Genomic DNA, 21,483 nt, shown 5'->3' with positions numbered 1-21,483 from the left:
AAACGATAGAGCAGTAAAATAACGGTAAAATATCGCTGAAACGGCGACAGAGGAAGGCAACCTAAAAGCGCATGGAGAACGCCATGGGAAAGAGTCTTTCTGAACGCATAGCGGCTAAGGCCCTAAAGAAAAAGTTGCCTTTGTCCCACGGCGACCAGAACCAAAACCGCGCTGTATTTCTTCTTTTGCGTCAGGAAATCAAGCAAGCGCTCGACGACGGATGGCCCATGAGAAGCATTTGGGAAATACTGCACGAGGAGGGGAAGGTGACCTTCGGTTACGATTCATTCCGCCGCTACACGAAGCATTTGATCCTGCTGCCGCCCAGCAAAAACCAGAAACAACTGGAACACCCTGTGACCCCGACCAGGACGGTAAAATCCAAAACGGACGAGACACCCCAAATACCCGGCTTTACCTTCAACCCTTCACCGAAAAAAGAAGATCTGATCTAGCGGGCATCGTTGGTGAAAAATAACCGCGCAGACAGCCGACAAAAAGGGGGGGATAGCAACCGCCAAACGGATACAAAAACGGATACACAAAGCTGAAAACAACGAAAAAGGGGTTAGCCTTGGCTGGCTAACCCCTTGAATTTCTTGGAGCGGGAAACGGGATTCGAACCCGCGACCTTCAGCTTGGGAAGCTGACACTCTACCACTGAGTTATTCCCGCTTGGTGGAAGAAAACTTTTACCGCATTTGGCGGGAGCTGTCAATGGTTTTGTTGGTTTAGACGGTGCCCTGTCTACTTCACCACGAGCTTGGACAGCATCTTCTCGGCAAGATCTTTGCTGGATACTTCATAGTTGCCACTCTTCATCTGCGTCCGTAACTCCTCGACCCGATCCACCCGGATGTCGTCCCGCCTCTGCTTGGCGGTGGGCACCACGGGCATGTAGCTGGACAGCTCGACTTTGTCGGCGGCTGTCTGCTGCTTGGCCGCCACATCCGCGTGCGCATCGCCCGCATCGGGCTTGTCGTTGCGCACTACTGCAAGATGGGAAACGGCCGGATTGGAATTGAGCTCTTCTAGTTTCATCAGTTTCGCCCCCAGTAAGGTAGGTTTCAGGTTTTAATCCGTTTCGACACGTCTACAGATAACTTTAGCTTTTTTTCATCACACGTCGATTTTTCTTACAAACGGGAGCTGAAGCAACGACGGGAAGCTGCTGACCCGGTAATTTGCCGCCTCCAACTCGCTCTCATCGCCGTAGCCATAGCTGCAGCCGACGGTCCAGACGCCGGCTCCACCGCCGGCGGCGATGTCGTTGACGCTGTCGCCTACCATGACGCATTGCGCGGCCGTTATGCCGAATAGCTTCAAGACGGCCAGGACCGGCTCGGGAGAGGGTTTCCGGCTGGGAAAGGAGTCGGCACCGAAGACGTCGGTGAAATACCCGGCAAGCCCCAGTTTCACAAGCACCTCGCGGCACAGGGCAACGTTCTTGTTGGAAAGGACCACCATCGGGAGGCCGAGGCCGGCCAGCTCCTTCAGGGTTTCGGGGACACCGGGATAGGGACGGGTCTTGTCCGCTATGTGCGCCAGGTTGTAGGCCAGAAACTCTTCCAGCGCCCGCTCCACCTCAGGTTCGGCCACGCCGGGAAGCGCCCGCTCCACCAGGGAACGCGCCCCCTGCCCCACCAGCTTGCGCACGTCGCTGATCCCGATGCGCGGCAGACCGTTGCGCTCGCGGATCAGGTTGGTGGCGTCGGTCAGGTCGGGCAGGGAATCGATCAGCGTGCCGTCCAGGTCGAAGATAAGCAGCCGGATGGGGTCCATGTTCTCTCCAGTAGAGGGTAAAAGGGGACCGGCACCTGCGGAGCCAGTCCCCCTCGGGCACTCCCCCCTGATACGCGGTAAAAGGGGACAGGCACCTGCGGAGCCAGTCCCCTTGGGTCCCCTGATACGAAAGAACCGCGGCAACCGGCTTGTAGGCCGACCACCGCGGTGTGTTGTGCAATAAACGAACCTCTAGAATCAACGGGCGGGAGTTACTCCCACTCGATGGTCGCGGGCGGCTTCTGGCTGATGTCGTACACCACGCGGTTGACACCCTTGACTTCGTTGATAATCCGCGAGGATATGCTCCCCAGAAGCTCGTAGGGAAGCTTGACCCAGTCGGCGGTCATGCCGTCGAGAGAGTTCACCGCGCGCAGGGCCACGGTCCACTCGTAGGTGCGGGCGTCCCCCATGACCCCGACGGTTTTCACCGGCAGCAGCACGGCAAAGGACTGCCAGATCTCGCGATATAACCCAGCTTTGCGGATTTCCTCGATGACGATGGCGTCCGCCTCGCGCAGGATGTCGAGCTTCTCCATGGAGAGCTCGCCTATGCAGCGGATGGCGAGACCCGGGCCCGGGAACGGCTGGCGGTAGACCACCTCGTCGGGCATGCCGAGTTCCTTGCCCAGGAGCCGGACCTCGTCCTTGAAGAGCTCGCGCACCGGTTCGAGGAGCTTCAGGTTCATCTTCTCGGGGAGGCCGCCCACGTTGTGGTGGCTCTTGATGACGGCGGAGGGGCCCTTGGTGGAGACGGACTCGATCACGTCGGGGTAAAGGGTCCCCTGCGCCAGGTAGTCGACCTGGCCCAGTTTCTTGGCCTCCTCCTCGAAGAGGTAGATGAACTCGTTGCCGATGATCTTGCGCTTCTGCTCGGGGTCGGAAACGCCGTCGAGCATGTTGAGGAAGCGATCGGTGGCGTCGACGTAGTCGAGGTTGATCTTGAAGTGCTTGGTGAAGAGGTTCACCACCTTCTCGGCCTCGCCCTTACGAAGCAGGCCGTTGTTCACGAAGACGCACTGGAGCTGGTCGCCGATCGCCTTGTGGATCAGGACCGCAACGACGGAGGAGTCAACCCCGCCGGAGAGGGCGCACAGAACCTTGCCGGTGCCGACCTTCTTGCGGATATCCTCGATCTCGGTCTCGATGAAGTTGGCCATGGTCCAGGTCGGCTTGGAGCCGCAGACGTTGAACAGGAAGTTGCCGATCATCTCGTCGCCGCGCGGGGTGTGCACCACCTCGGGGTGGAACTGCACGCCGTAGAAGTTCTTCTTCTCGTCCTTCATGGCGGCTACCGGGCAGCCGGTGGTGTGGGCCATGAGCTGGAAGCCGGCCGGCATCTGCTCGATGCGGTCGCCGTGGGACATCCAGACTTCGGCGCCCCCCTCGAAGCCGGCGAAGATCTCGCTGGCGCCGTCCAGGACCAGGGTGGCGCGGCCGAACTCGCGCTTGTCGCAGCGCTCGACGCGCCCGCCCAGCTGCTGGGTCATGAGCTGCATGCCGTAGCAGATTCCCAGGACCGGGATGCCGAGGTCGTAGATGCCGAGGTCGGAGTGCGGCGCGTCCTTGTCGTACACGCTGGAGGGGCCGCCGGAGAGGATGATCCCTTTCGGCGCGAAGGCCTTGATCTTCTCGAGAGCCATGTTGTAGGGGTGGATCTCGCAGTAGACGCTCTGCTCCCTGACCCGGCGGGCGATGAGCTGGGTCACCTGGGAGCCGAAGTCGAGGATCAGCACCTTTTCTGAGTGGATATCTACGGTCATTGGGTTCTATTCCTTATTTTTGAAAATCAAGAAGGCTGTCACGCCAAGACGCGAAGGCGCAAAGAATACAAAACCAGGTCTTGCTTTCTTTGCGTCTTTGCGGCTCTGCGTGAGCGTTTTATTTTTCCACCCGGTAGTTCGGGGCTTCTTTGGTGATCATGACGTCGTGGACGTGGGATTCTTTCAGGCCCGCGCCGGTGATTCTGACGAAGCGGCCGTTTTGCTGCAGGTCGACGATGGTGCGGCTGCCGGTGTAGCCCATACCGGCCCGGAGGCCACCCATCAGCTGGTGCACGTTGGCGGAGAGCGGTCCCCTGAGCGGCACCATGCCCTCGATCCCTTCCGGGACCAGTTTCACGTCGGCGTCGACGTCGCTTTGGAAGTAGCGGTCCTTGCTCCCCTCTTTCATGGCGCCGATGGAGCCCATGCCGCGGTAGCTCTTGTAGGCGCGCCCCTGGTACAGGATGGTGTCGCCCGGGGATTCCTCGGTGCCGGCGAAGAGGGAGCCGATCATGATCACGTCGGCGCCGGCCGCGACGGCCTTGGTCAGGTCGCCGGAGTACTTGATGCCGCCGTCGGCGATGAGCGGGATGTTGTGCTTCTTGGCGACCCTGGAGCACTCGGCGATGGCGGTGATCTGCGGCACGCCGATACCGGCGACCACGCGGGTGGTGCAGATGGAGCCCGGTCCGATGCCGACCTTGATGGCGTCGACGCCGGCCTTGATGAGCGCCTCGGCGGCCGCGGCGGTGGCGATGTTGCCGGCCACGAGTTCGAGCCCCGGGTAGGTCTTCTTGATGCGGGCGATGGCGTCGATGACCCCCTGGGAGTGGCCATGGGCGGTGTCGATGACAACGACGTCCACGCCTGCCTTCATGAGCGCCTCGATACGATCATCGACGTCCGGGGTGGGGCCTACGGCCGCGCCGACCCGCAGGCGCCCGAGGGAGTCCTTGCAGGCGTTGGGATACTTCTTGATCTTCTCGATGTCCTTGATGGTGATGAGGCCTTTGAGGTTCTTCTCCTCGTCCACCACCAAAAGCTTCTCGACCCTGGTGTGCTTCAGGTGTTCCTTGGCCTGCTCCAGGGTGGTCCCCACCGGCACGGTGACCAGGTTACGCTTGGTCATGCGGTCGGCGATGGGGAGGTCGAGGTCGGTCTCGAAACGGAGGTCCCTGTTGGTCAGAATGCCGACCAGCTTCCCGTTGGCCTTGGTGATCGGCACCCCGGAGATGCGGTACTTCGCCATCATCTCCAGCGCTTCCCTGATGCGCTGGTTCGGGCGCATGGTGATCGGGTCGACGATCATCCCGGACTCGCTCTTCTTCACCTTGTCCACTTCCATGGCCTGCTCGGCGATGGTGAGGTTCTTGTGGATGAAGCCGATGCCCCCTTCACGCGCCATGCAGATAGCGGCCCTCGACTCGGTGACCGTGTCCATGGCGGCACTCACCAGCGGGATATTCAACACGATGTTGTTGGTCAGTCGGGTGGTCAGATCGGTATCGCGGGGGAGGATGAGTGAATGGGCAGGGAGAAGCAGGACGTCGTCAAACGTAAGACCTTCGGGAAGGCTGCTTTCTAACATTAGGGAAACTCCTTTTGTTGTTTCGAGGCAGGTTTTAACCGGAAAACTTATTACAAGGGGAAAGGCAAGTCAACTAAAATTAGGCTAATGACAGAGATAAAACCTATACGATTTCCCATCCTTAGCGTCTACACTACTTCGGCTAATGGGATGAAAAAATCGCCCCCTCCGGGCAGGGCGGGAGGGGGCGATTCTTTTACATCGGGATGAAGGCGTCCTTGCTCCCCATGCGGCCCAGCGAGGCGACGATCAGCTCGACGGCGTGGTCCAGGTCGGAGAGGGACATGGTCTCCACCGGGGTGTGCATGTAGCGCAGCGGCAGCTTGACCAGCGCCGTGGCGACGCCGCCGCGGGAGATCTGCATCACGTTGGCGTCGGTACCGGTAGCGCGGGCGATGCCGGTGTACTGGACCGCTATGTTATTGGTGGTCGCCGTGTCGGAGAGGAGATCGAAGAGCACCGGGTTGATGTTGGGGCCGCGCGGCAGGATCGGGCCTTTGCCCAGCCCCACTTCGCCGTTGTGTTTCTTATCCACATCGGGCTGATCGGTGGCGAAGTCGACCTCGACGCAGATACCGACGTCCGGGTTTACCGAGTAGGAACTGGTGGAGCCGCCCCGCAGTCCCACTTCCTCCTGGACCGAGGAGACGCCGTAAAGATCCACCGGGAGCTTGGTCGGCAGTTCGGAGACCCGCCTGAGCACCTCGGCCACCACGAAGCTGCCGGCCTTGTCGTCCAGGCCGCGCGAGCTGACCCGGTCTCCGAAGAGGCACTCGAGGTTGCTGGCGAAGGTGATGGGGTCCCCCACGCGCACCCACTCCTGCGCCTCCTTCTTACTGGCGGCGCCGATGTCGATGTACTGGGCGTCCAGTTTGATGACGGTGTCGCGCTCCTTGGGCTCGATCAGGTGGATGGGGCGCTTGCCGATGACGCCGTTTAGGCTGCCGCGGGAGGTGTGCACGTGCACCCGCATGCCGGGGGTGATGTGCGGATCGACGCCGCCGATGGCGGAGAAATAGATGAAGCCGTTGTCGTCCAGGTAGCGCACCTGGAGGCCGATCTCGTCGGAGTGCCCGACCACCATGACGCGGGGGCGGGTCTTGCCTTCCCCCTGGATCATCCCGAAGACGTTGCCCATGACGTCGGTGGCCACCTGGCAGAAGGGTTCTATATAGGAGCGGAATACCCGCTGGGCCGGCTGCTCGTACCCCGAGGGGCTGGGCGCGGCCAGAAGCTGTTGCAGAAACTCAAAGGATTGATCGCGCATGTGAAACCTCGTAAAGGCAGATTGAGATTAAGATTAACAAGGCGCGGGGCCTGTTCTCACGGTACGCCCACCGACGCTTTTTTTCAACGGCTCACAAAGGCAGATTCAGATCAAGAATAAGATCGAGTGGCCTCAGGGGAGTGTTCACAGCCTGAACCTTTGTCTTGATCTCAATCTTAATCTGCAGTCCCTACATCGGGTACTTGCCCATGGCGGAGGGGTCCATATGGTCGAGGAAGTCGACGAAGCGGCGGGCGTTGTTCTCCTGGGCGAAGCCTTCTTCGTTCATGTCGAGGCTGGAGGCGCGGGTCAGCACCTCGTTGTTCACCTGCACCGGGAGATGGTACTTCAAGGACATGAGCATGGCCTCGGCCACGTGGACCTCGAGCCGGAGTTCTTCCCCTTCCCCTGTCCCTGGCTGGAGGCGCACCGAGGCGGTGAAGACGCCGTCCTGCAGGCTCTCGACGTAGATTCCGGAGACGGTCATGTCGAGCCGCTCGATCAGGGTGGTGAAGACGTCCTTGCGGCTGTTGCGCGCGCCCATCTCGCGCCCGACGAATTGCGCCGCGAAGGAGACCGATTCGGAGGCGTTGATCCACACCGGGACCGCGTGCTTCTCCTCGGCGTCCTTCAATATGATCACCGGCATCTGCGCGATGGCGTCCAGGGCGAAGCCGAACACCTTCATCTCAACGTACATGGTCGCCTCGTCCCTCCCGTTGTCAGACATCGAGAACCTCCCCCTTGAGGAGAGTCTGCAGCCCTTGCGTGATCCTAACCTCGACCAGGCGCCCGGCCAGGGCGGGATCGCCGTTCATGACGGTGGCGCGGTTGCCGCCGGTCCTGCCGAAGAGCGCGTCTCCGGTGCTGCTGGGTCCTTCCACCAGCACCCGCTGCACGCTCCCGACGAAACTCTCGTTGCGGGCCAGGGTGATCTTTTTCTGCGCGGCCTGCAGGCGCTCCAGGCGCGCCTGTTTCTCGGCACGCCGCACCTCGTCCGGGAACTCCGCCGCCTTGGTGCCGGGACGGGCCGAGTAGATGAAGGAGAAGAGGTCGGCGTACCGGACCTCCTCGATCAGTTCCATGGTCTGCTCGAAACAGGCCTCGTCCTCGCCGGGGAAGCCGACGATCATGTCGCCGGTGAACTGGATCTCCGGGCAGGCCTCCCTGAGCGCGCGCACCTTGTCGAGGTACTGGGCACGGGTGTATCCGCGGTTCATCTGCTTCAGGACGGCATCGCTTCCGGACTGGGCCGGGAGGTGGATGTGCGGCGCCAGTTTGCCGATCTCCGCGAAGCAGGCGATGAGCCTCGGGGAGATGTCCTTCGGGTGCGAGGTGGTGAAGCGGAGCCTCTCGATCCCCTCCACCCGCGCCACCATGCGCAACAGGTCGGCGAAATCGGGGGCGCCGGGATCATTGAAGCCGTAGGAGTTGACGTTCTGCCCCAGGAGGGTTACCTCGGTGACGCCGGCGGACGCCAGGGCCCCGACCTCCTCGAGCACCTTGTCCGCACTCCTACTGATCTCCCGGCCGCGCACGTGCGGCACGATGCAGTAGGCGCAGAAGTTGTCGCACCCCTGCATGACGGTGACGAAGCGGGAGACGCCCCCTTCGCTTTCGGCGTGCGGGAACAGGTCGAAACGCTTCTCGTCGTCGAGAAAATCGGTGGCGATGCTCTGCTTTCCCTGCTCGGCGCCGGAAACCATCTTCTGCAACAGGTGCAGGTTGTGGGTGCCGAAGACGAGGTTCACGAAGGGGGCCTTCTTTAAGAGCCGCTCCCCTTCCTGCTGCGCCACGCAGCCGCCCACGCCGATGATCAGCCCCGGCTTGTGCTTCTTCATGGATTTGAACTTCCCCAGGTGTCCGTAGACCCGCTGCTCGGCGGTCGCCCGGATGCTGCAGGTGTTCAAAAGGACTAGGTCCGCTTCCACCGGATCGGCGGTCTGCTGGTAGCCTATCCCTTTCATCAGCGTCACTATCTTTTCGGAATCGCTCACGTTCATCTGACAGCCGAACGTTTCGAGGTAAAGCTTTTTTGCCTTATTCACGTCTATATCCTGATGGTTAAATGCATGGATAGTACGAAACTTGGCGCCACGCCGTCAACACCTAATAGCTGCCTTGGAAAAGCAGCCCTTTGCGCACACATTAGAACATTAATACAAATAAATCATTACCCTAACGATATATGCAATAAGAAATATATTGACATATGGCGCGTCGAAGATCTATAAGGTTGTTTAGCGTGACCGCCCCAAGACCGCTTCACGTTTCTGCTCCTTCACATCACATCCCCAAGCTATAAGTTGCTAATGATATAAGCATCTCATTTCGATTATAAATTTCCAAGCTGTCACATTTCCTCTAAATCTACCGGTGAATAGGCCGATTAAAACAGTATCGCCCAGAATTTAATGAGTTATACCCGGGCCCCATGGCGCCACTGAAATATCCTTCGACCACCTGTTGGTGCAAAACCAGCGAAACAAAAAGGAGAAGTGAATGAAAAAACTGGAGAAGCTGTTGATCGGCGCAGCCGTTTGTGCCTTGGCTGCCCCTGGCATGGCGCAGGCCGACGACCAGGAGATGCAGAAGAAAATCGAAGATCTGACCAAGAAGGTGCAGAAGCTCGAGGAGCAGCAGAAGGGCTCCGACCAGAAGAAGATCGAGGACCTGACCCGCAAGGTCGACAAGATCGAAGAGAAGTCGCTGGGTAGGTGGCTTACCATCGGCGGCGACTACCGCTTCCGTTTCGACAACCTCAACGGCCGCACCGTCGGGTACACCGATGCCAACGGGACCTTTACTAACGCGGCCAACCAGCTCCAGGCCGCCTTCTTCGCGGATCCGACCGGGATCGCTCCGAACGGATTCACCAACGGCCAGAATCTCAGCGGCCTGATGAATTTCTCCAACGCGATGTCCGGCATCAGGACCTACAGCCAGGCAGGCCAGTTCCTCCAGAACCCGGCAACCCAGGGCATGCTGGCGGGTCTTGGCAATTTCGCAGCCCAAGTTCCGGCGTACAAGCCCAACAATGACACCCTCTACACCAACCGCTTGGGCCTCAACATGCACGCCAAGGCCACCAAGGATGTCACCGTCAACGTCCGCCTGCTCGCCTATAAGGTCTTCGGCTCCCAGGACGACAACGCCGTCACCAACTACGGCGGCAGCCCGTTCTTCGCCGACCGCGTCGGCACCTTCGACGGCACCTTGGGCCACGTCCCCTCCAGCAGCCTGTTGAACGTCGACCGCGCCTACGCCACCTGGAGCAACATCGCCGATCAGCCGATCTGGTTCTCCGTGGGTCGCCGTCCCTCCACCGAGGGGGCTCCCAGCAACCTGCGCCTGAACAACGAGCGTCCGGGCAACGGCGGCACCCCGGCCCTCCTGGTCGACTACGCCTTTGACGGCATGACCATCGGCTGGGCCCCCGACATCGACGGGCTCCCCGGCGCGTACGCCAAGATCTGCTACGGCCGCGGCTTCGAGGGCGGGTTCGAGACCACCACCAACAACCTCAAAGACACCGACATGCTGGGTCTGGCCATCATCCCGATCGATACCGACCCGCTGCGCATCTGGCTGCAGTACAACCGCGGCTTCAACATCTTCGACTTCCCGGCCATGAAGGACACCGCCTTCGGCAACACCTACCCGTCCACCGATCTCGGTTCCATTGACTGGTACGGCGCCGGCGCCATGAGCACCATCAAGAAGGTCGGCCCGGGCAACCTGAACGTCTTCGGCGATGTCGGCTTGAGCGTCACCCACCCGAACGACAACGTTTCGGCACAGGCCGGCTTCCAGGGCCTGGGGACCGGCGGGTTCTTCAACCCGGAGGCCCCGACCAGCAAGACCGGCTGGGCCGCATATGTCGGCGCTCGCTACGACTACACACCGACCAAGACCAAGATCGGCGTCGAGTACAACCACGGCTCCAAGGACTGGATCACCTTCGCCCCGGCTGCGGACGACATGTGGACCACCAAACTCGGGACCCGCGGCAACGTGTACGAGGGCTACCTGATTCAGGAACTCGACTCCAAGCCGGTATCCTCCTACCTCTCCAAGGCGTTTTTCAGGGTCGGCTTCCAATGGTATGATTTCGACTACACCGGGAGCAACAACTGGGTTGGCGCACCGGTCAAGATCTCCGAAGTTAACAACCGCATGATGATGCTGACCCCGGTGAAATCGGCGCGCGACATCTACGCAACCTTCGAGGTCAAGTTCTAGAACGTGCTGCAGACGCGGCACAGCGAAACCCGGGGTGGCGGCACAGCCGCCACCCCACCCCTAAAAGGAGAAAGAAGATGAAAAAAGCAGTTTCGGTAATGGTCCTGGTAGCAGTCGCAGCGCTCGCTATTCTCTGCTTCGGCAGCGTCGCCAGCGCGGGAGAAGAGATCAAGATGGTGGGCGTGATCACCAAGATCGAGATCGCCGGCAAAGACGCCAAGACCGCCACCGCCACCTTGAAGGACAACAAGACCGAGCAGTCGGTGGTGATCACGGTGGAAGACGACCTCACCCTGGACAAGTTCAAGGATCACAGGATCGTCGAGGGCGATGAGATCCGCTGCAAGTACGAGGTGATCGACGGCAAGAACGTCTCCAAACTGTTCAGGAAAACCGCCGGCTGCTAAGCCGGAATCGTTCCTCGCAGGTGGCGCTGTAGTTTTCACGATTGCAGCGCTTCTTTTTGCCCCATAATATTCTAATTTTAGTATATATGAAGGCCCAGATATAGCTGTGGCGGCGCAAGCCGATTTACTACTGGAGGTTGTTGAATGAAAGCAATGTTGGGAATTTTGGCGGGGATCGCACTGTTGGCGACGGCCGCGCAGGGAATGGCGGCGGTGGACCATGCCGAATTCGTCAAAGGGCCGTTCAAGAGCGGCATCGAGGTGACCAAGGTCTGTCTCGAGTGCCACGATCAGCAGGCGGCGGACTTCATGAAGACTACCCACTGGACCTGGGCCGGCACGCCCAACATGGTCAAGGGGATGGAGAAGAGCACCAAGAAGTACGGCAAGTCCAACATGATCAACTCCTTCTGCACCTCGATCCAGGGGGGCAAGGATGGCGTGGTGCACGAGTCCTGCGGCAAATGCCACGCCGGGTACGGCTGGACCCGCACCGACTTCGACTTCACCGACAAGGGCAAGGTTGACTGCCTGATCTGCCACGCCCAGAAAGGGAACTACACCAGGGCCACGGTGGGCTGCGATATCGACAAGAAAAGCATCGACAAGAAGGCCATGGACCTAAACGTCGCCGCCCAGAGCGTCGGCCTTCCCACCCGTAAGAACTGCGGCGCCTGCCACTTCTTCGGCGGCGGTGGCGATGCGGTCAAGAACGCGGGCCTCGACTCCACCCTGGAGAAGACCAAGAAGTCCCAGGACGTGCACATGGGGAGCAAGGAAAGCGGCGGCCAGGACATGGCCTGCCAGAGCTGCCACGTCACCAAGAACCACAAGATCGGCGGCGCGTCGAGCATGATGGCCCACTACGACACCCGCGTGAACTGCGAGCAGTGCCACTCCGGCGCCAAGGCTCCGCACCAGAAGGCGAAAAACGGCGCACTGATCAACCGGCACCTCGCCACCGTCGCCTGCCAGACCTGCCACATCCCCTTCTTCGCCAAGGGGCAGGCCACCAAGATGGCGTGGAAGTGGTCCGATGTGGGCAAGAACATCACGGCCGAGGAGCAGTTCGACAAGGAAACCTACGCCAAGCACAAGGGGACCTTCGTCTGGGGCATGAACGTGAAGCCGGTCTACGCCTGGAACAACGGCCTGGTCGAGCGCTACATGGTGGGCGACAAGGTGAAGGATCCCACCAAGGAGGTCGTGATGATGCGCCCGGTAGGCGACATCAAGGACCAGAAGTCGAAGATTTACCCCTACAAGCTCTACAAGGGCGACCAGCCGATGGACGCCAAGTACAAGAACCTGATCATTTTCCAGCAGTACAAATCGCTGTGGGTCGACTACGACTGGGATAAGGCGTGCCGCCTGGGCGCCGAAGGGACAGGCCTTCCCTACAGCGGCAAGTACCAGTTCGTGAACACGGTGGCGTACATCGCCGCCCAGCACGAGGTGGCACCCAAGGAAGAAGCGCTGCAGTGCGGCGAGTGCCACATGGGTGGCAGCCGCCTGGACTGGAAAGCGTTGGGCTACAAGGGCGACCCGATGCAAAAGGGTGGCAGGTTTGGCAAAGCGCAGAAGGTGGCCAAGAAGTAAGAGCGATGGCATCAAGAGAGGGGCGGATAATTCCGTCCCTCTTTCCTTTTGAGCTGGGCAGGGCACGGCAACAACAGCGAGCAGCTCTGGATGCCACCGTTATCCCGGCAGGAGGCGCATTAGCACAAGCCGCGCCGGAAAATATACCATCCACAGACTCGACATACATCGGTGAAAAAGTAAACTATCAAGGCATTGTGCCGATACTATGAATGAGTGAAGAGCAGCCAGCAATGACAACAGGAGGGTTTCAATGAGTAAATTTCGCGTGACAATGACAGTGCTCGGCCTCGCCTTGGCGGCTACGACCGCCTGGGGCGCAGGCGTGCACCCCGGCAAGGAATCGATCGAGAAGAGCGGCTACAAGGGGCCTGAAACCTGCGAGGAGTGCCACCCCGGCAGCGCCAAGGGATTCCTGGACACGGTGCACTGGAAGCACGCTTCCAAGGTGACCAACGTGGAAGGGCTCAATCCCAAGGAAGAGTACGGGATGAAGAATCGCATCTACGTCATGTGCAACGGCAACGACATCGTCAACAACCTGAAGGAGATCCCGAAGAGCCCGGTGACCGGAAAGAGCAAGTTCTCGGGCTGCAACACCTGCCACCCCGGCAACCACCTCTCCGACGTCGGCAGCACCGGCGCGGCCGCCGAGGCCGCGGTCGACTGCCTGGTCTGCCACTCAACCGATTACGACTTTCGCCAGAGAAAGCCCTTCAAGAACGAGAAAGGCGAGGTGGTCATGGGGCAGGACCGCAGCGTGAAGGCAGCACTCGCCATCGGCAAGCCGACGGTCAAGAACTGCATGGTCTGTCATGAGGCGGCCGGCGGCGGGGTCATCGTCAAGCGCGGGTTCACCTTCACCAAGGAGACCGATGCCCACGCCGCCAAAGGGCTGGTCTGCGTCGACTGCCATAAGGCGAAGAACCACAAGATGCCGACGGGCCACGATCCCAACAACTGGGCCAACGACGGCGTTTTCGTCTCGTGCTCCGATGCCTCCTGCCACGGGGTTAAGCCGCACAAGGACGCCGACCTGAACCGCCACTGTGCCAAGATCGCCTGCCAGACCTGTCACATCACGCGCACCGGCGGCGCCTTCGCCAAGGACTTCACAGTCTGGGAGCAGACTCCGGACAAGTTCTACGAGCCGACCACGCTGAAGAAGGAGGCCAACGAGACCACGCCGGTGTACGCCTGGTACAACGGCACCGTGAAGAACGCGCCGCACTTCATCGGCCCCAAGGGGAGCAAGAAAGACGGCAAGAGCAAGATCACGCCGTTCAAGATCTTCCAGGGGAAGGCCTACTACAACAAGCGGACCGGTGAGCTCCTCTCCATGGATTTCGCCCAGCCGATGTCCAACGGCGACACCCGCGCCGGCGTCCTCTCTGCGGCGAAGACGCTGGGGCTCAAGAACCCGGAAAAGATCGCCAAGGAGGCGGTGCCGGGGTGGCAGACGATTTATTTCGGCAGCAACCACTTGGTCACCAAGACCAAGGCGCTCTACTGTGCCAACTGCCACGCGCCCAACGGGGTGCTGAACTTTAAGGATTTGGGATACACCGACAAGGAGATCCTGAAGCTGACCTCTCCGGAGCTTTTCATGGAGAAGCTGGCGCAGAAGCAGAAGGAAGATTGGTAGTAGCCACAGCTGCTTGTACTACATGCTGATACAGGAAAGCCCCCCTCTCGCGAGGGGGGCTTTTTTTGTGGGCATTGCTAACGGCAAATCCCCCTTGTTCCCCCTTCGCAAAGGGGGAGACGCGGGGTCGAGGGCGGCGCTACGAGGAGACAGTACTCTTAGTTCCCTGGGATATCTTCGGAAGCTTCACAATGAGAGGTGCGGCTCCAAGTGCGGTGCTTCGTGGGAGATCTGTTCGGTGTTTCCCTTGGTTGTACGCCGGATTACTTGTGGCCGACGCAGAGGAGGACCGGATAGCGGCGGGGATTGCCGTCTGCGCCTTGTTTTTCGACTGAGGCCGCGGTGACCACTGCGACATCGGTAAGTCCGTTTTTGGCAAACTCGCCGGTAAGGAATTCGCGGGAGAAGCCGTGGTGCAGAACGCCGGTGGGGTCGTCGTGGAAACGGCCGTCTTCGCTCTCGAGGTCGGCAAGGGCGAGCCAGCCGCCAGGCTTCAACGCCTTGGACAGGGTGGCGATGAGGGCTGGGATGTCCTGGACGTGATGCAGGGTCATGCTGCTCACGATGAGGTCGAAGCTTCCCTCCAGACGCTGCAGTTCCAGGTCGAGCGGAAGGGTGAGAACATTGGCCAGGCTTTGCGACTGGATCTTGCGGTTGAGAACTTCCAGCATGCCGGCGGAACTGTCTGCGCCGGCGATGCGGCCGACAAAGGGATGCAGGCCGAGGGTGACAAGGCCGCTGCCGCAACCGTAGTCCAGGGCCTCCATGTCGCGGTTCAAGGGGAGGGCTTGGCGCATGGCAGCCACGACATCCTGCGCCAGCTTAAGACGGCGCGGCTCCTGATCCCATTGGTCGGCTACGGCGTTGAAGTCACGCTTGTTTTGAGTTGGCATTGGTTTTTCCTCCTAGTGTCGGGGCAAGCCTTGGTGTGGGGCAGCATAATATTCAGATACTAGAATGTCAAGCTGGTGATGAGGTGGTAGCAGGTAATGCGCTTGGGCTGGGGGGGGGGACTTGTAGGCTCAGGGATGGCCGGCTGGTTTTTTGCTGGCTTTGCCGGCCAAAGAATGGTATGGTCACCTGTTCGCGTGGCGGGAAATATTTTCGGCTACGGGCGGTTTTATGCTTGACTCTGCGCCGCCCGGGTGTTATATAATCCCTCTTTCAAAAAAACCTTAAAAGCTACATTTAAAATACCGGAGGTGCAGTTTGGCAAATCATAAATCGGCAATCAAGAGGATCAAGCAGACCGCAAAGAGGACCGAGCGCAACAAGCACGAGCGTTCTACCCTGCGCACTTTCATCAAACGCGTCCGCGAAGCGGTTGCCACCAAGGATCAGGAAGCTGCAAAGGCCGCTCTGGCTGTTGCCATCCCGGTCATCGACGGTGCTGCTACCAAGGGGATCATCCACTCCTCCAACGCTTCCAGGAACGTTTCCCGCCTCACCAAACTGGTCAACACCCTGGCCTAGTCCGGTAGCGGATTACATGAAAGCAAAAAGGGAATTCCCACCGGGAGTTCCCTTTTCTAGCTTGTACTGTTCCCCCTCCCTAACCCTCCCCCTCCGGGGGAGGGAGCCGAAAGCGCCTAGCGCCGGCACGCCTCCATCACGAAACGCTCGAAGAGAGGCCCTTCCAACCCGCCCGACTTGAAGGCCAGGTCCAGCTCCACCATCCGCTCGAAAACCCGCTTCAGCTCCCCTGCCGTATAGTTCCGCGCCTGCACCGTTACCTTGTTCAGAAAATACGGGTTGATCCCGGACGCCTTGGCGAGTTCGGACTGGGGCACCTTGCGATCCAGCAGTTCGCGCACCTGCCAGAGCTGGCGGAAGTGCCGTGCTACGGCCCCCAGCATGCGCAAGGGGACTTCGCCGTCCTGCAGCAGCGCGGTGAGCATCTTCAAGGCGCGCGAAAGATCCTTGCTCCCCAGGGCATCGGTGAATTCGAACACGCTCTCGACTTTGGTGTCAGAAACGATGGCCTTGACGTCGGCGACCGCCACGATTTCCTTCTTGCCGCAGTAGACGCACAGCTTCTCGATCTGGGAGACCAGTTCCTGCAGGTTGTTCCCCACCAGGTAAGCGAGGAGGTCGGCCGCAGCGGGCTCTATCTTCTTGCCGGCGGCGCGCACCTCGTCGCGCACGTAAGGCCCGAGCTGGTTCTCGTAGGGACGCTTGAACTCGACGGCTTCTCCGCGCTTCTTGAAGTCGGCGTAGAACTTCTTGCGGCCATCCACCTTCTCGGCCTGCAGGATGAGACAGGTGCCGGGAGACGGGTCATGAAGGTACGGAAGCAGCACCTCCATGGCATGCGCGGAAAGGTCCCCTCCCTTCTTCACCAGCACGACGCGGCGGTCGGCGAACATGGGCAGGGTCTGGGCGGCGCCGAAGACCTCTTCTCCCTTGCATTCGTTGCCGTAGAAAACATCCAGGTTGAAGTCGCGAAATCCCGGATCCACGGCCCGGTCCAGCAGCTTCTTGACCGCGCGCTCCACGAGGTACGGCTCATCCCCGTACAAAAGGTACAGCGCTGCCAGCTCTCCCTTTTCCACAGCCTTGTTGAATTCTTCCGGTTTCATTGCTGACCTCACCTTAAAAAAACCGCCCACCCAGCCTGATGCTGAATGGGCGGCGTCGATCTTCGCTGCTGTCGTCGGCCTAGAAGCGCTCGCCGAGCTTTTGCCAGATCCGCTCGGAGATGCGCCGGCTGATTTTCTCGATGGCTGCTTCCTCGGCGTCCTGCTGTAGGGCGATGCTCGCGTTCACCGGATAGACCTGCTGTTCGGTGACATCCCCCTTCCAGAGCACCCTGTGTGACTTCTGGTCACGCAGGGTTGCCTGGATGGCGAGGATGGCGTTGTACTCCCTGATGACGTCGGCCGCGGTGTAGGAAACCGGCACGCTGTTGTAGGAGAGAACGACGCCGGAGAGCTCCAGTTCCGCCCGGTCCGGCGGGAGGACCTTGCCACCGGTCCGGAAGGCGAACTCGTCGATCATCTCCCGGGCGAGGATCGCTTCCACCCCGGCGCGGTAGCTCTTGTTGGCGAAGAGAGCCACGTTGACGCCGTTGGCCCCGGCCAGGGGGCCGTGCTGGATGACCGGGCTGTAGCTGCAGCCGCTGCCCAAAAGCGCGGCGGCAAGGGCAAGCAAGCGGAGCGTTGTGCAGAGCCTTTTGGCTGTCATGGGCATTTTCCTCACGGCCTAGGCGACGACGATGCTGACCAGTTTGCCGGGGACGTAGACGACCTTCTTGACGGTCTTCCCTTCCAGATAGGGAAGGATCTTGTCGTCGGCCAGCGCGGCGGCGCGGACATCGTCTTCCTTGGCGTCCGGGGCGACGGTCAGCTTGCTTCTCAGCTTGCCGTTCACCTGGATCACCACGGTGATCTCCTCGTCCACCACGGCGTCGGCGTCATAACCGGGCCAGCCGGCCTGCTCGAGAGCAACCTCGTGACCGAGTTCCGCCCAGAGTTCCTCGGCGAAGTGCGGCACGAAGGGGGCCAGGAGGCGCACCACCGACTCGACCGCCTCGCGCACCACGGCCACGTTCTCCGGGGCGTCCTTGGCGGCGAAGCCGTGGATGGCGTTGACCAGCTCCATTACCGCGGCGATGGCGGTGTTGAAGTGGAAGCGGTCCTCGACGTCCTCGGAAACCTTCTTGATGGTCTTGTGCACCGCGCGGCGCAGCTTCTTCCCATCCGCGGAGAGCTGGTCCACCTGGACGCTACCGGCCTGCTTGATCGCCGGAAGCACGTCGTACACCAGGCGCCAGACGCGGTTCAGGAAGCGGTAGCTCCCGTCCACCCCCTGGTCGCTCCAGTCGAGGTCCTTCTCCGGAGGCGCTGCGAACAGCGAGAACAGCCGGGCGGTATCGGCGCCATAGCGCTCGATGAGGGCGTTGGGATCGACCACGTTCCCCTTGGACTTGGACATCTTGGCGCCGTCCTTGATCACCATCCCCTGGGTGAGCAGGTTGGAGAAGGGCTCGTCCACGTTGCAGTAGCCGAGGTCCCTGAGCACCTTGGTGAAGAAACGGGCGTAGAGCAGGTGCAAGACGGCGTGCTCGATGCCGCCGATATACTGGTCCACCGGCATCCAGTGCTCGACCTCCTCGCGGTCCAGCGGCCCGGAGGTGAACTTCGGGGAGCAGTAGCGCAGGAAGTACCAGGAGGACTGCACGAAGGTGTCCATGGTGTCGGTCTCGCGGCGCGCGGCCTCGCCGCACTGCGGACAGGTGCAGGTGGTGAAGCTTTCCACGCGCGCCAGCGGGTTGCCCCCCTCGCCGGTGAACTCGGCGTCCATGGGGAGCACGACCGGGAGGTCCGTTTCGGGAACCGGAACCACCCCACAGAGGTCGCAGTTGATCACCGGGATCGGGTTGCCCCAGTAGCGCTGGCGGGAGATGCCCCAGTCGCGCAGGCGGAAGTTGACGGTCTTCTTGCCGATTCCTTCTTTCTCCAGGAAGTCGGCAATGGCTTCCTTGGCGTCGGCGTTGCCCATGCCGTCGAAGCGGCCGGAGTTGACCATGGTCCCCTCGGCGGTGTAGGCCTCGGTCATGGCGGCCGCTTCGAGGGTCTCCCCTTCGGGCTGGATCACCACCTTGAGCGGCAGGTCGTACTTTTTGGCGAACTCGAAGTCGCGCTGGTCGTGGGTCGGAACGGCCATGACCGCGCCGGTGCCGTAGTCCATGAGGACGAAGTTGGCGAGATAGATCGGCATCTTCACGTTGGTGACCGGGTTGACGCAGTAAGAGCCGGTGAAGACGCCTTCCTTTTCCTGGTCGTCGGAGGAGCGCTTGATGCGATCGGTCTTCTTCACCTTGTCGATGAAGGCCTCGACGGCGGCGCGCTGCCCGGTGCTGGCTAAGTCCAGCGCCAGCGGGTGCTCGGCGGCCAGCGACATGAAGGTGGCGCCGAACACGGTATCCTGCCTGGTGGTGAACACCTTGATCTTGCCCAGGCCGCTCTCAAGCGGGAAGTCGATCTCGCAGCCGACCGAGCGGCCGATCCAGTTGCGCTGCATAGTGAGCACGCGCTCGGGCCAACCGGTGAGCTTGTAGGTATCGTCCAGGAGTTCCTGGGCATAGTTGGTGATGCGGAAGGACCACTGCTCGAGCTCTTTCTGCTGGACCATGGAGTCGCAGCGCCAGCAGCAGCCGTCTTCGACCTGCTCATTGGCGAGCACCGTCTCGCACTTGGGGCACCAGTTGACGGCGGAGGATTTCTTGTAGGCCAGCCCCTTCTTGTACATCTCGAGGAAAATCTTCTGCTCCCACTTATAGTAGTCGACGTCGCAGGTGGCGAGTTCGCGCTCCCAGTCGTAGGAGAGGCCCAGGCGCTTCAGCTGACCGCGCATGTAGGCGATGTTCTCGTAGGTCCACTTGGCGGGGTGGCTCTTGTGCTGGATGGCGGCGTTCTCGGCCGGCATGCCGAAGGCGTCCCAGCCCATCGGGTGCAGCACGTTGTACCCCTGCATCCTCTTGAAGCGGGCGATGACGTCGCCGATGGAGTAGTTCCTGACGTGCCCCATGTGGATCTTGCCGGAGGGATAGGGGAACATCTCCAGGAGGTAGTACTTCTTCCGGGTGGCGTCTTCGGTTGCCTTGAAGCTTTTGTGGGTATCCCAGAACTGCTGCCATTTGCCCTCGACTGCTGAGGGAACGTATTTTTCTTCCATTAAACCCCGCCTTCCAGCGCCCCAAACGGGACGCGCAATATTTTAATGTCGGCAACGCTGCGGTTGCGCAATAGTGTGTGTGACGGCACCACCTGCGGAGCTGGTGGACCTGTTGAGCTGGTGGACCTGGTGGCTTGGCGGCTTGGTAAAGCCGGGGGACGCGGGGACACGTGGGCCATGGCCGGCGGCGACGGTGGACGAAGCCGGTGTACGCCCCCTCCCGGCCTCCCCCCTCCAGGGGAGGAGTGGAACAGCCGGGACGGTGGAACCGGTCAGACGATCCGGAGCAGGTTCTTGGCTACGTCCAGAATCTTGGTCGGCTGGATCGGCTTGGTGATGTAGTCGTTGGCGCCCAGGGCGAGGGCACGCTCACGGTCTTCCTGGGCCCCTTCCGTGGTGATGACCACGATGGGTATCGATTTGTAGTTGGCGTCGTTGCGCACTAGGCTCACCAACTTCAAACCGTCCATGATCGGCATGTTGATGTCGGTCAGGATCAGGTCGAAACGCTCCGAAGAAAGCTTCTTCAGCCCGTCGACACCATCGTTGGCCTCGACTATCCGCACTCCCCGGATCCGCTTCAGCGCAAAGGCGATGAGCTGCCTCATGGTGGGTGAATCTTCAACTATCAATACGTTGTAATCTGACATCTGAACTGTATCCCCCATTGCACTGCTGCTATTTCGTCAATAGATCGATAAACCCTTGGATGGTCGACAGCTTACGCTCCGAATCGCTGTAGAGCCGCGAACTGAAGATGGCGGTGGCGGCATGACCGGCCAGCAGGGTGAAAAGCTCGTAGTCGACGGCCGCGAATTCCTTCTTCTGCATCAACAGCTTGTAGATCGCCAGCACGCCGATGACATGCTCCTTGATCTTGAGCGGGATGCAGACCATGGGCGCGCTGAAATCGCGCTCGTAGCTTTCGAAGTCGCTGGCGAAGTGGCTCTCGCCCGACTCCGCTACCGTCCCGATGGTCCCCTTGCCGAGACGGAAAGAGGGGATCTCGCTGCGTTCGATACCTTCCGTGGACACCGCCTGCAGCTCGTCGCTCTTCTCGTCGAGCAGCATGATGGCGAACTCCTCGGCGCCGATCAGGTTGATGATGATCTCCGTGATGATCTGGAGCACTTCCTTGAAATCGAGCGTGGAGTGGAGCTGGTAGCTGGCGATGTAGAGGTTGGCGAGGTTGTTGTTCTCGTCCTCGATCTCCAGGTAGCGCGCGGCGAAATCCTGATTTTCCTCCTCGACGTGCCGGATGCGGTCCAGGATCTCCTGCTTCTCCTGCTCCAGGTCGGCGATCCGCTCGCTGAGCTTCTTAAGCTCGGCCTCCGGCATCGCCTCGCCCGGCCCCTGGGACTTCTCCAGTTCCAAAAGACGGAACCTGAGACGCTCGTTCTCCCTCAAAAGTTCCTGGGTGAACTCCGCTCCCTTCTTGAAAACCTGCAGGAACTCCTCGCCCCTGCTATGAACCAGTCGTTCATCGTCTTTTTGCATGCGCACCCCGATATTAC

General features: G+C 60.7%; 19 protein-coding genes and 1 tRNA gene. 6 read left to right on the top strand and 14 right to left on the bottom strand.

Going from position 1 to position 21,483, the window contains the following annotated elements:
* Positions 1-83: 83 nt before the first annotated feature.
* Positions 84-455, top strand: a complete 372-nt coding sequence (locus JFN90_RS06070; RefSeq protein WP_199394202.1) for a TraK family protein — start codon at positions 84-86, stop codon at positions 453-455.
* A gap of 145 nt (positions 456-600) precedes the next feature.
* On the opposite strand, the gene JFN90_RS06065 is transcribed toward JFN90_RS06070, so the two are convergent.
* From JFN90_RS06065 to miaB, 8 genes are all read right to left on the bottom strand, one after another.
* Positions 601-675: transfer RNA gene (locus JFN90_RS06065), tRNA-Gly, on the bottom strand.
* A gap of 72 nt (positions 676-747) precedes the next feature.
* The gene (gene flgM, locus JFN90_RS06060) at positions 748-1,041 is read right to left on the bottom strand and encodes a flagellar biosynthesis anti-sigma factor FlgM (RefSeq protein WP_199394201.1); all 294 of its coding nucleotides are present in this window, start codon (positions 1,039-1,041) and stop codon (positions 748-750) included.
* A gap of 78 nt (positions 1,042-1,119) precedes the next feature.
* Positions 1,120-1,782: an HAD family hydrolase gene (locus tag JFN90_RS06055; protein ID WP_199394200.1), complete on the bottom strand. Its 663-nt coding sequence runs from the start codon at positions 1,780-1,782 to the stop codon at positions 1,120-1,122.
* Between the two features lie 212 nt (positions 1,783-1,994).
* Positions 1,995-3,545 carry a glutamine-hydrolyzing GMP synthase gene (gene guaA / locus JFN90_RS06050; protein ID WP_199394199.1) on the bottom strand — a complete coding sequence of 517 codons (1,551 nt, stop codon included), beginning with the start codon at positions 3,543-3,545 and terminating at the stop codon, positions 1,995-1,997.
* 118 nt (positions 3,546-3,663) lie between these two features.
* Positions 3,664-5,133, bottom strand: a complete 1,470-nt coding sequence (gene guaB / locus JFN90_RS06045; RefSeq protein ID WP_199394198.1) for an IMP dehydrogenase — start codon at positions 5,131-5,133, stop codon at positions 3,664-3,666.
* A gap of 196 nt (positions 5,134-5,329) precedes the next feature.
* Complete coding sequence (locus JFN90_RS06040; RefSeq protein WP_199394197.1) at positions 5,330-6,400, bottom strand: M42 family metallopeptidase; 1,071 nt, start codon at positions 6,398-6,400, stop codon at positions 5,330-5,332.
* 190 nt (positions 6,401-6,590) lie between these two features.
* A complete protein-coding gene (locus tag JFN90_RS06035) occupies positions 6,591-7,130 on the bottom strand; it encodes a bifunctional nuclease family protein (RefSeq protein ID WP_199394196.1) in 540 nt (179 codons plus the stop codon).
* The gene (miaB, locus tag JFN90_RS06030) at positions 7,123-8,448 is read right to left on the bottom strand and encodes a tRNA (N6-isopentenyl adenosine(37)-C2)-methylthiotransferase MiaB (protein ID WP_199394195.1); all 1,326 of its coding nucleotides are present in this window, start codon (positions 8,446-8,448) and stop codon (positions 7,123-7,125) included. The genes JFN90_RS06035 and miaB overlap by 8 nt, the downstream gene beginning before the upstream one ends.
* Before the next feature lie 454 nt (positions 8,449-8,902).
* On the opposite strand from miaB, the gene JFN90_RS06025 reads away from it, so the two are divergent.
* The 4 genes from JFN90_RS06025 (at position 8,903) to JFN90_RS06010 (ending at position 14,293) form a co-directional block, all read left to right on the top strand.
* Complete coding sequence (locus JFN90_RS06025) at positions 8,903-10,642, top strand: DUF3373 domain-containing protein (RefSeq protein WP_199394194.1); 1,740 nt, start codon at positions 8,903-8,905, stop codon at positions 10,640-10,642.
* Between the two features lie 77 nt (positions 10,643-10,719).
* Positions 10,720-11,049, top strand: coding sequence for a hypothetical protein (locus JFN90_RS06020; protein WP_199394193.1), 330 nt, complete (start codon positions 10,720-10,722; stop codon positions 11,047-11,049).
* A gap of 144 nt (positions 11,050-11,193) precedes the next feature.
* Positions 11,194-12,648 (top strand): tetrathionate reductase family octaheme c-type cytochrome, encoded by a 1,455-nt coding sequence (locus tag JFN90_RS06015; protein WP_199394192.1) that lies wholly within the window; start codon positions 11,194-11,196, stop codon positions 12,646-12,648.
* Positions 12,649-12,901: 253 nt separating this feature from the next.
* A complete protein-coding gene (locus tag JFN90_RS06010) occupies positions 12,902-14,293 on the top strand; it encodes a cytochrome C (RefSeq protein WP_199394191.1) in 1,392 nt (463 codons plus the stop codon).
* A gap of 263 nt (positions 14,294-14,556) precedes the next feature.
* Here JFN90_RS06010 and JFN90_RS06005 read toward each other — a convergent pair whose 3' ends face one another.
* A complete protein-coding gene (locus JFN90_RS06005) occupies positions 14,557-15,186 on the bottom strand; it encodes a class I SAM-dependent DNA methyltransferase (RefSeq protein ID WP_199394190.1) in 630 nt (209 codons plus the stop codon).
* A 316-nt stretch (positions 15,187-15,502) separates the two neighbouring features.
* Here JFN90_RS06005 and rpsT point away from each other — a divergent pair, with 316 nt between their 5' ends.
* Positions 15,503-15,766 (top strand): 30S ribosomal protein S20, encoded by a 264-nt coding sequence (rpsT, locus tag JFN90_RS06000; RefSeq protein ID WP_199394189.1) that lies wholly within the window; start codon positions 15,503-15,505, stop codon positions 15,764-15,766.
* A gap of 116 nt (positions 15,767-15,882) precedes the next feature.
* On the opposite strand, the gene holA is transcribed toward rpsT, so the two are convergent.
* The 5 genes from holA to JFN90_RS05975 form a co-directional block, all read right to left on the bottom strand.
* The gene (gene holA, locus JFN90_RS05995; RefSeq protein ID WP_199394188.1) at positions 15,883-16,872 is read right to left on the bottom strand and encodes a DNA polymerase III subunit delta; all 990 of its coding nucleotides are present in this window, start codon (positions 16,870-16,872) and stop codon (positions 15,883-15,885) included.
* 79 nt (positions 16,873-16,951) lie between these two features.
* The gene (lptE, locus tag JFN90_RS05990) at positions 16,952-17,476 is read right to left on the bottom strand and encodes an LPS assembly lipoprotein LptE (RefSeq protein ID WP_199394187.1); all 525 of its coding nucleotides are present in this window, start codon (positions 17,474-17,476) and stop codon (positions 16,952-16,954) included.
* 18 nt (positions 17,477-17,494) lie between these two features.
* The gene (leuS, locus tag JFN90_RS05985) at positions 17,495-19,969 is read right to left on the bottom strand and encodes a leucine--tRNA ligase (RefSeq protein ID WP_199394186.1); all 2,475 of its coding nucleotides are present in this window, start codon (positions 19,967-19,969) and stop codon (positions 17,495-17,497) included.
* A gap of 272 nt (positions 19,970-20,241) precedes the next feature.
* Positions 20,242-20,619, bottom strand: a complete 378-nt coding sequence (locus JFN90_RS05980) for a response regulator (RefSeq protein WP_199394185.1) — start codon at positions 20,617-20,619, stop codon at positions 20,242-20,244.
* Positions 20,620-20,647: 28 nt separating this feature from the next.
* Positions 20,648-21,466 carry a GAF domain-containing protein gene (locus JFN90_RS05975; protein ID WP_199394184.1) on the bottom strand — a complete coding sequence of 273 codons (819 nt, stop codon included), beginning with the start codon at positions 21,464-21,466 and terminating at the stop codon, positions 20,648-20,650.
* Positions 21,467-21,483 lie beyond the last annotated feature (17 nt).

This window comes from Geomonas propionica, from assembly GCF_016458235.1.
GTDB classification, from domain to species: domain Bacteria; phylum Desulfobacterota; class Desulfuromonadia; order Geobacterales; family Geobacteraceae; genus Geomonas; species Geomonas propionica.
This window is presented reverse-complemented; position numbering and strand designations above follow the sequence as displayed.

What these genes read in the sequence shown, in the direction of transcription:
- JFN90_RS06005 (WP_199394190.1), bottom strand. Translation starts at nt 15,186, where the DNA reads ATGCCAACTCAAAACAAGCGTGACTTCAACGCCGTAGCCGACCAATGG.
- JFN90_RS05975 (WP_199394184.1), bottom strand. Translation starts at nt 21,466, where the DNA reads ATGCAAAAAGACGATGAACGACTGGTTCATAGCAGGGGCGAGGAGTTC.
- JFN90_RS06020 (WP_199394193.1), top strand. Translation starts at nt 10,720, where the DNA reads ATGAAAAAAGCAGTTTCGGTAATGGTCCTGGTAGCAGTCGCAGCGCTC.
- guaA (WP_199394199.1), bottom strand. Translation starts at nt 3,545, where the DNA reads ATGACCGTAGATATCCACTCAGAAAAGGTGCTGATCCTCGACTTCGGC.
- JFN90_RS06055 (WP_199394200.1), bottom strand. Translation starts at nt 1,782, where the DNA reads ATGGACCCCATCCGGCTGCTTATCTTCGACCTGGACGGCACGCTGATC.
- JFN90_RS06025 (WP_199394194.1), top strand. Translation starts at nt 8,903, where the DNA reads ATGAAAAAACTGGAGAAGCTGTTGATCGGCGCAGCCGTTTGTGCCTTG.
- leuS (WP_199394186.1), bottom strand. Translation starts at nt 19,969, where the DNA reads ATGGAAGAAAAATACGTTCCCTCAGCAGTCGAGGGCAAATGGCAGCAG.
- flgM (WP_199394201.1), bottom strand. Translation starts at nt 1,041, where the DNA reads ATGAAACTAGAAGAGCTCAATTCCAATCCGGCCGTTTCCCATCTTGCA.
- JFN90_RS06010 (WP_199394191.1), top strand. Translation starts at nt 12,902, where the DNA reads ATGAGTAAATTTCGCGTGACAATGACAGTGCTCGGCCTCGCCTTGGCG.
- JFN90_RS05980 (WP_199394185.1), bottom strand. Translation starts at nt 20,619, where the DNA reads ATGTCAGATTACAACGTATTGATAGTTGAAGATTCACCCACCATGAGG.
- JFN90_RS06040 (WP_199394197.1), bottom strand. Translation starts at nt 6,400, where the DNA reads ATGCGCGATCAATCCTTTGAGTTTCTGCAACAGCTTCTGGCCGCGCCC.
- JFN90_RS06015 (WP_199394192.1), top strand. Translation starts at nt 11,194, where the DNA reads ATGAAAGCAATGTTGGGAATTTTGGCGGGGATCGCACTGTTGGCGACG.
- lptE (WP_199394187.1), bottom strand. Translation starts at nt 17,476, where the DNA reads ATGACAGCCAAAAGGCTCTGCACAACGCTCCGCTTGCTTGCCCTTGCC.
- JFN90_RS06035 (WP_199394196.1), bottom strand. Translation starts at nt 7,130, where the DNA reads ATGTCTGACAACGGGAGGGACGAGGCGACCATGTACGTTGAGATGAAG.
- holA (WP_199394188.1), bottom strand. Translation starts at nt 16,872, where the DNA reads ATGAAACCGGAAGAATTCAACAAGGCTGTGGAAAAGGGAGAGCTGGCA.
- JFN90_RS06070 (WP_199394202.1), top strand. Translation starts at nt 84, where the DNA reads ATGGGAAAGAGTCTTTCTGAACGCATAGCGGCTAAGGCCCTAAAGAAA.
- guaB (WP_199394198.1), bottom strand. Translation starts at nt 5,133, where the DNA reads ATGTTAGAAAGCAGCCTTCCCGAAGGTCTTACGTTTGACGACGTCCTG.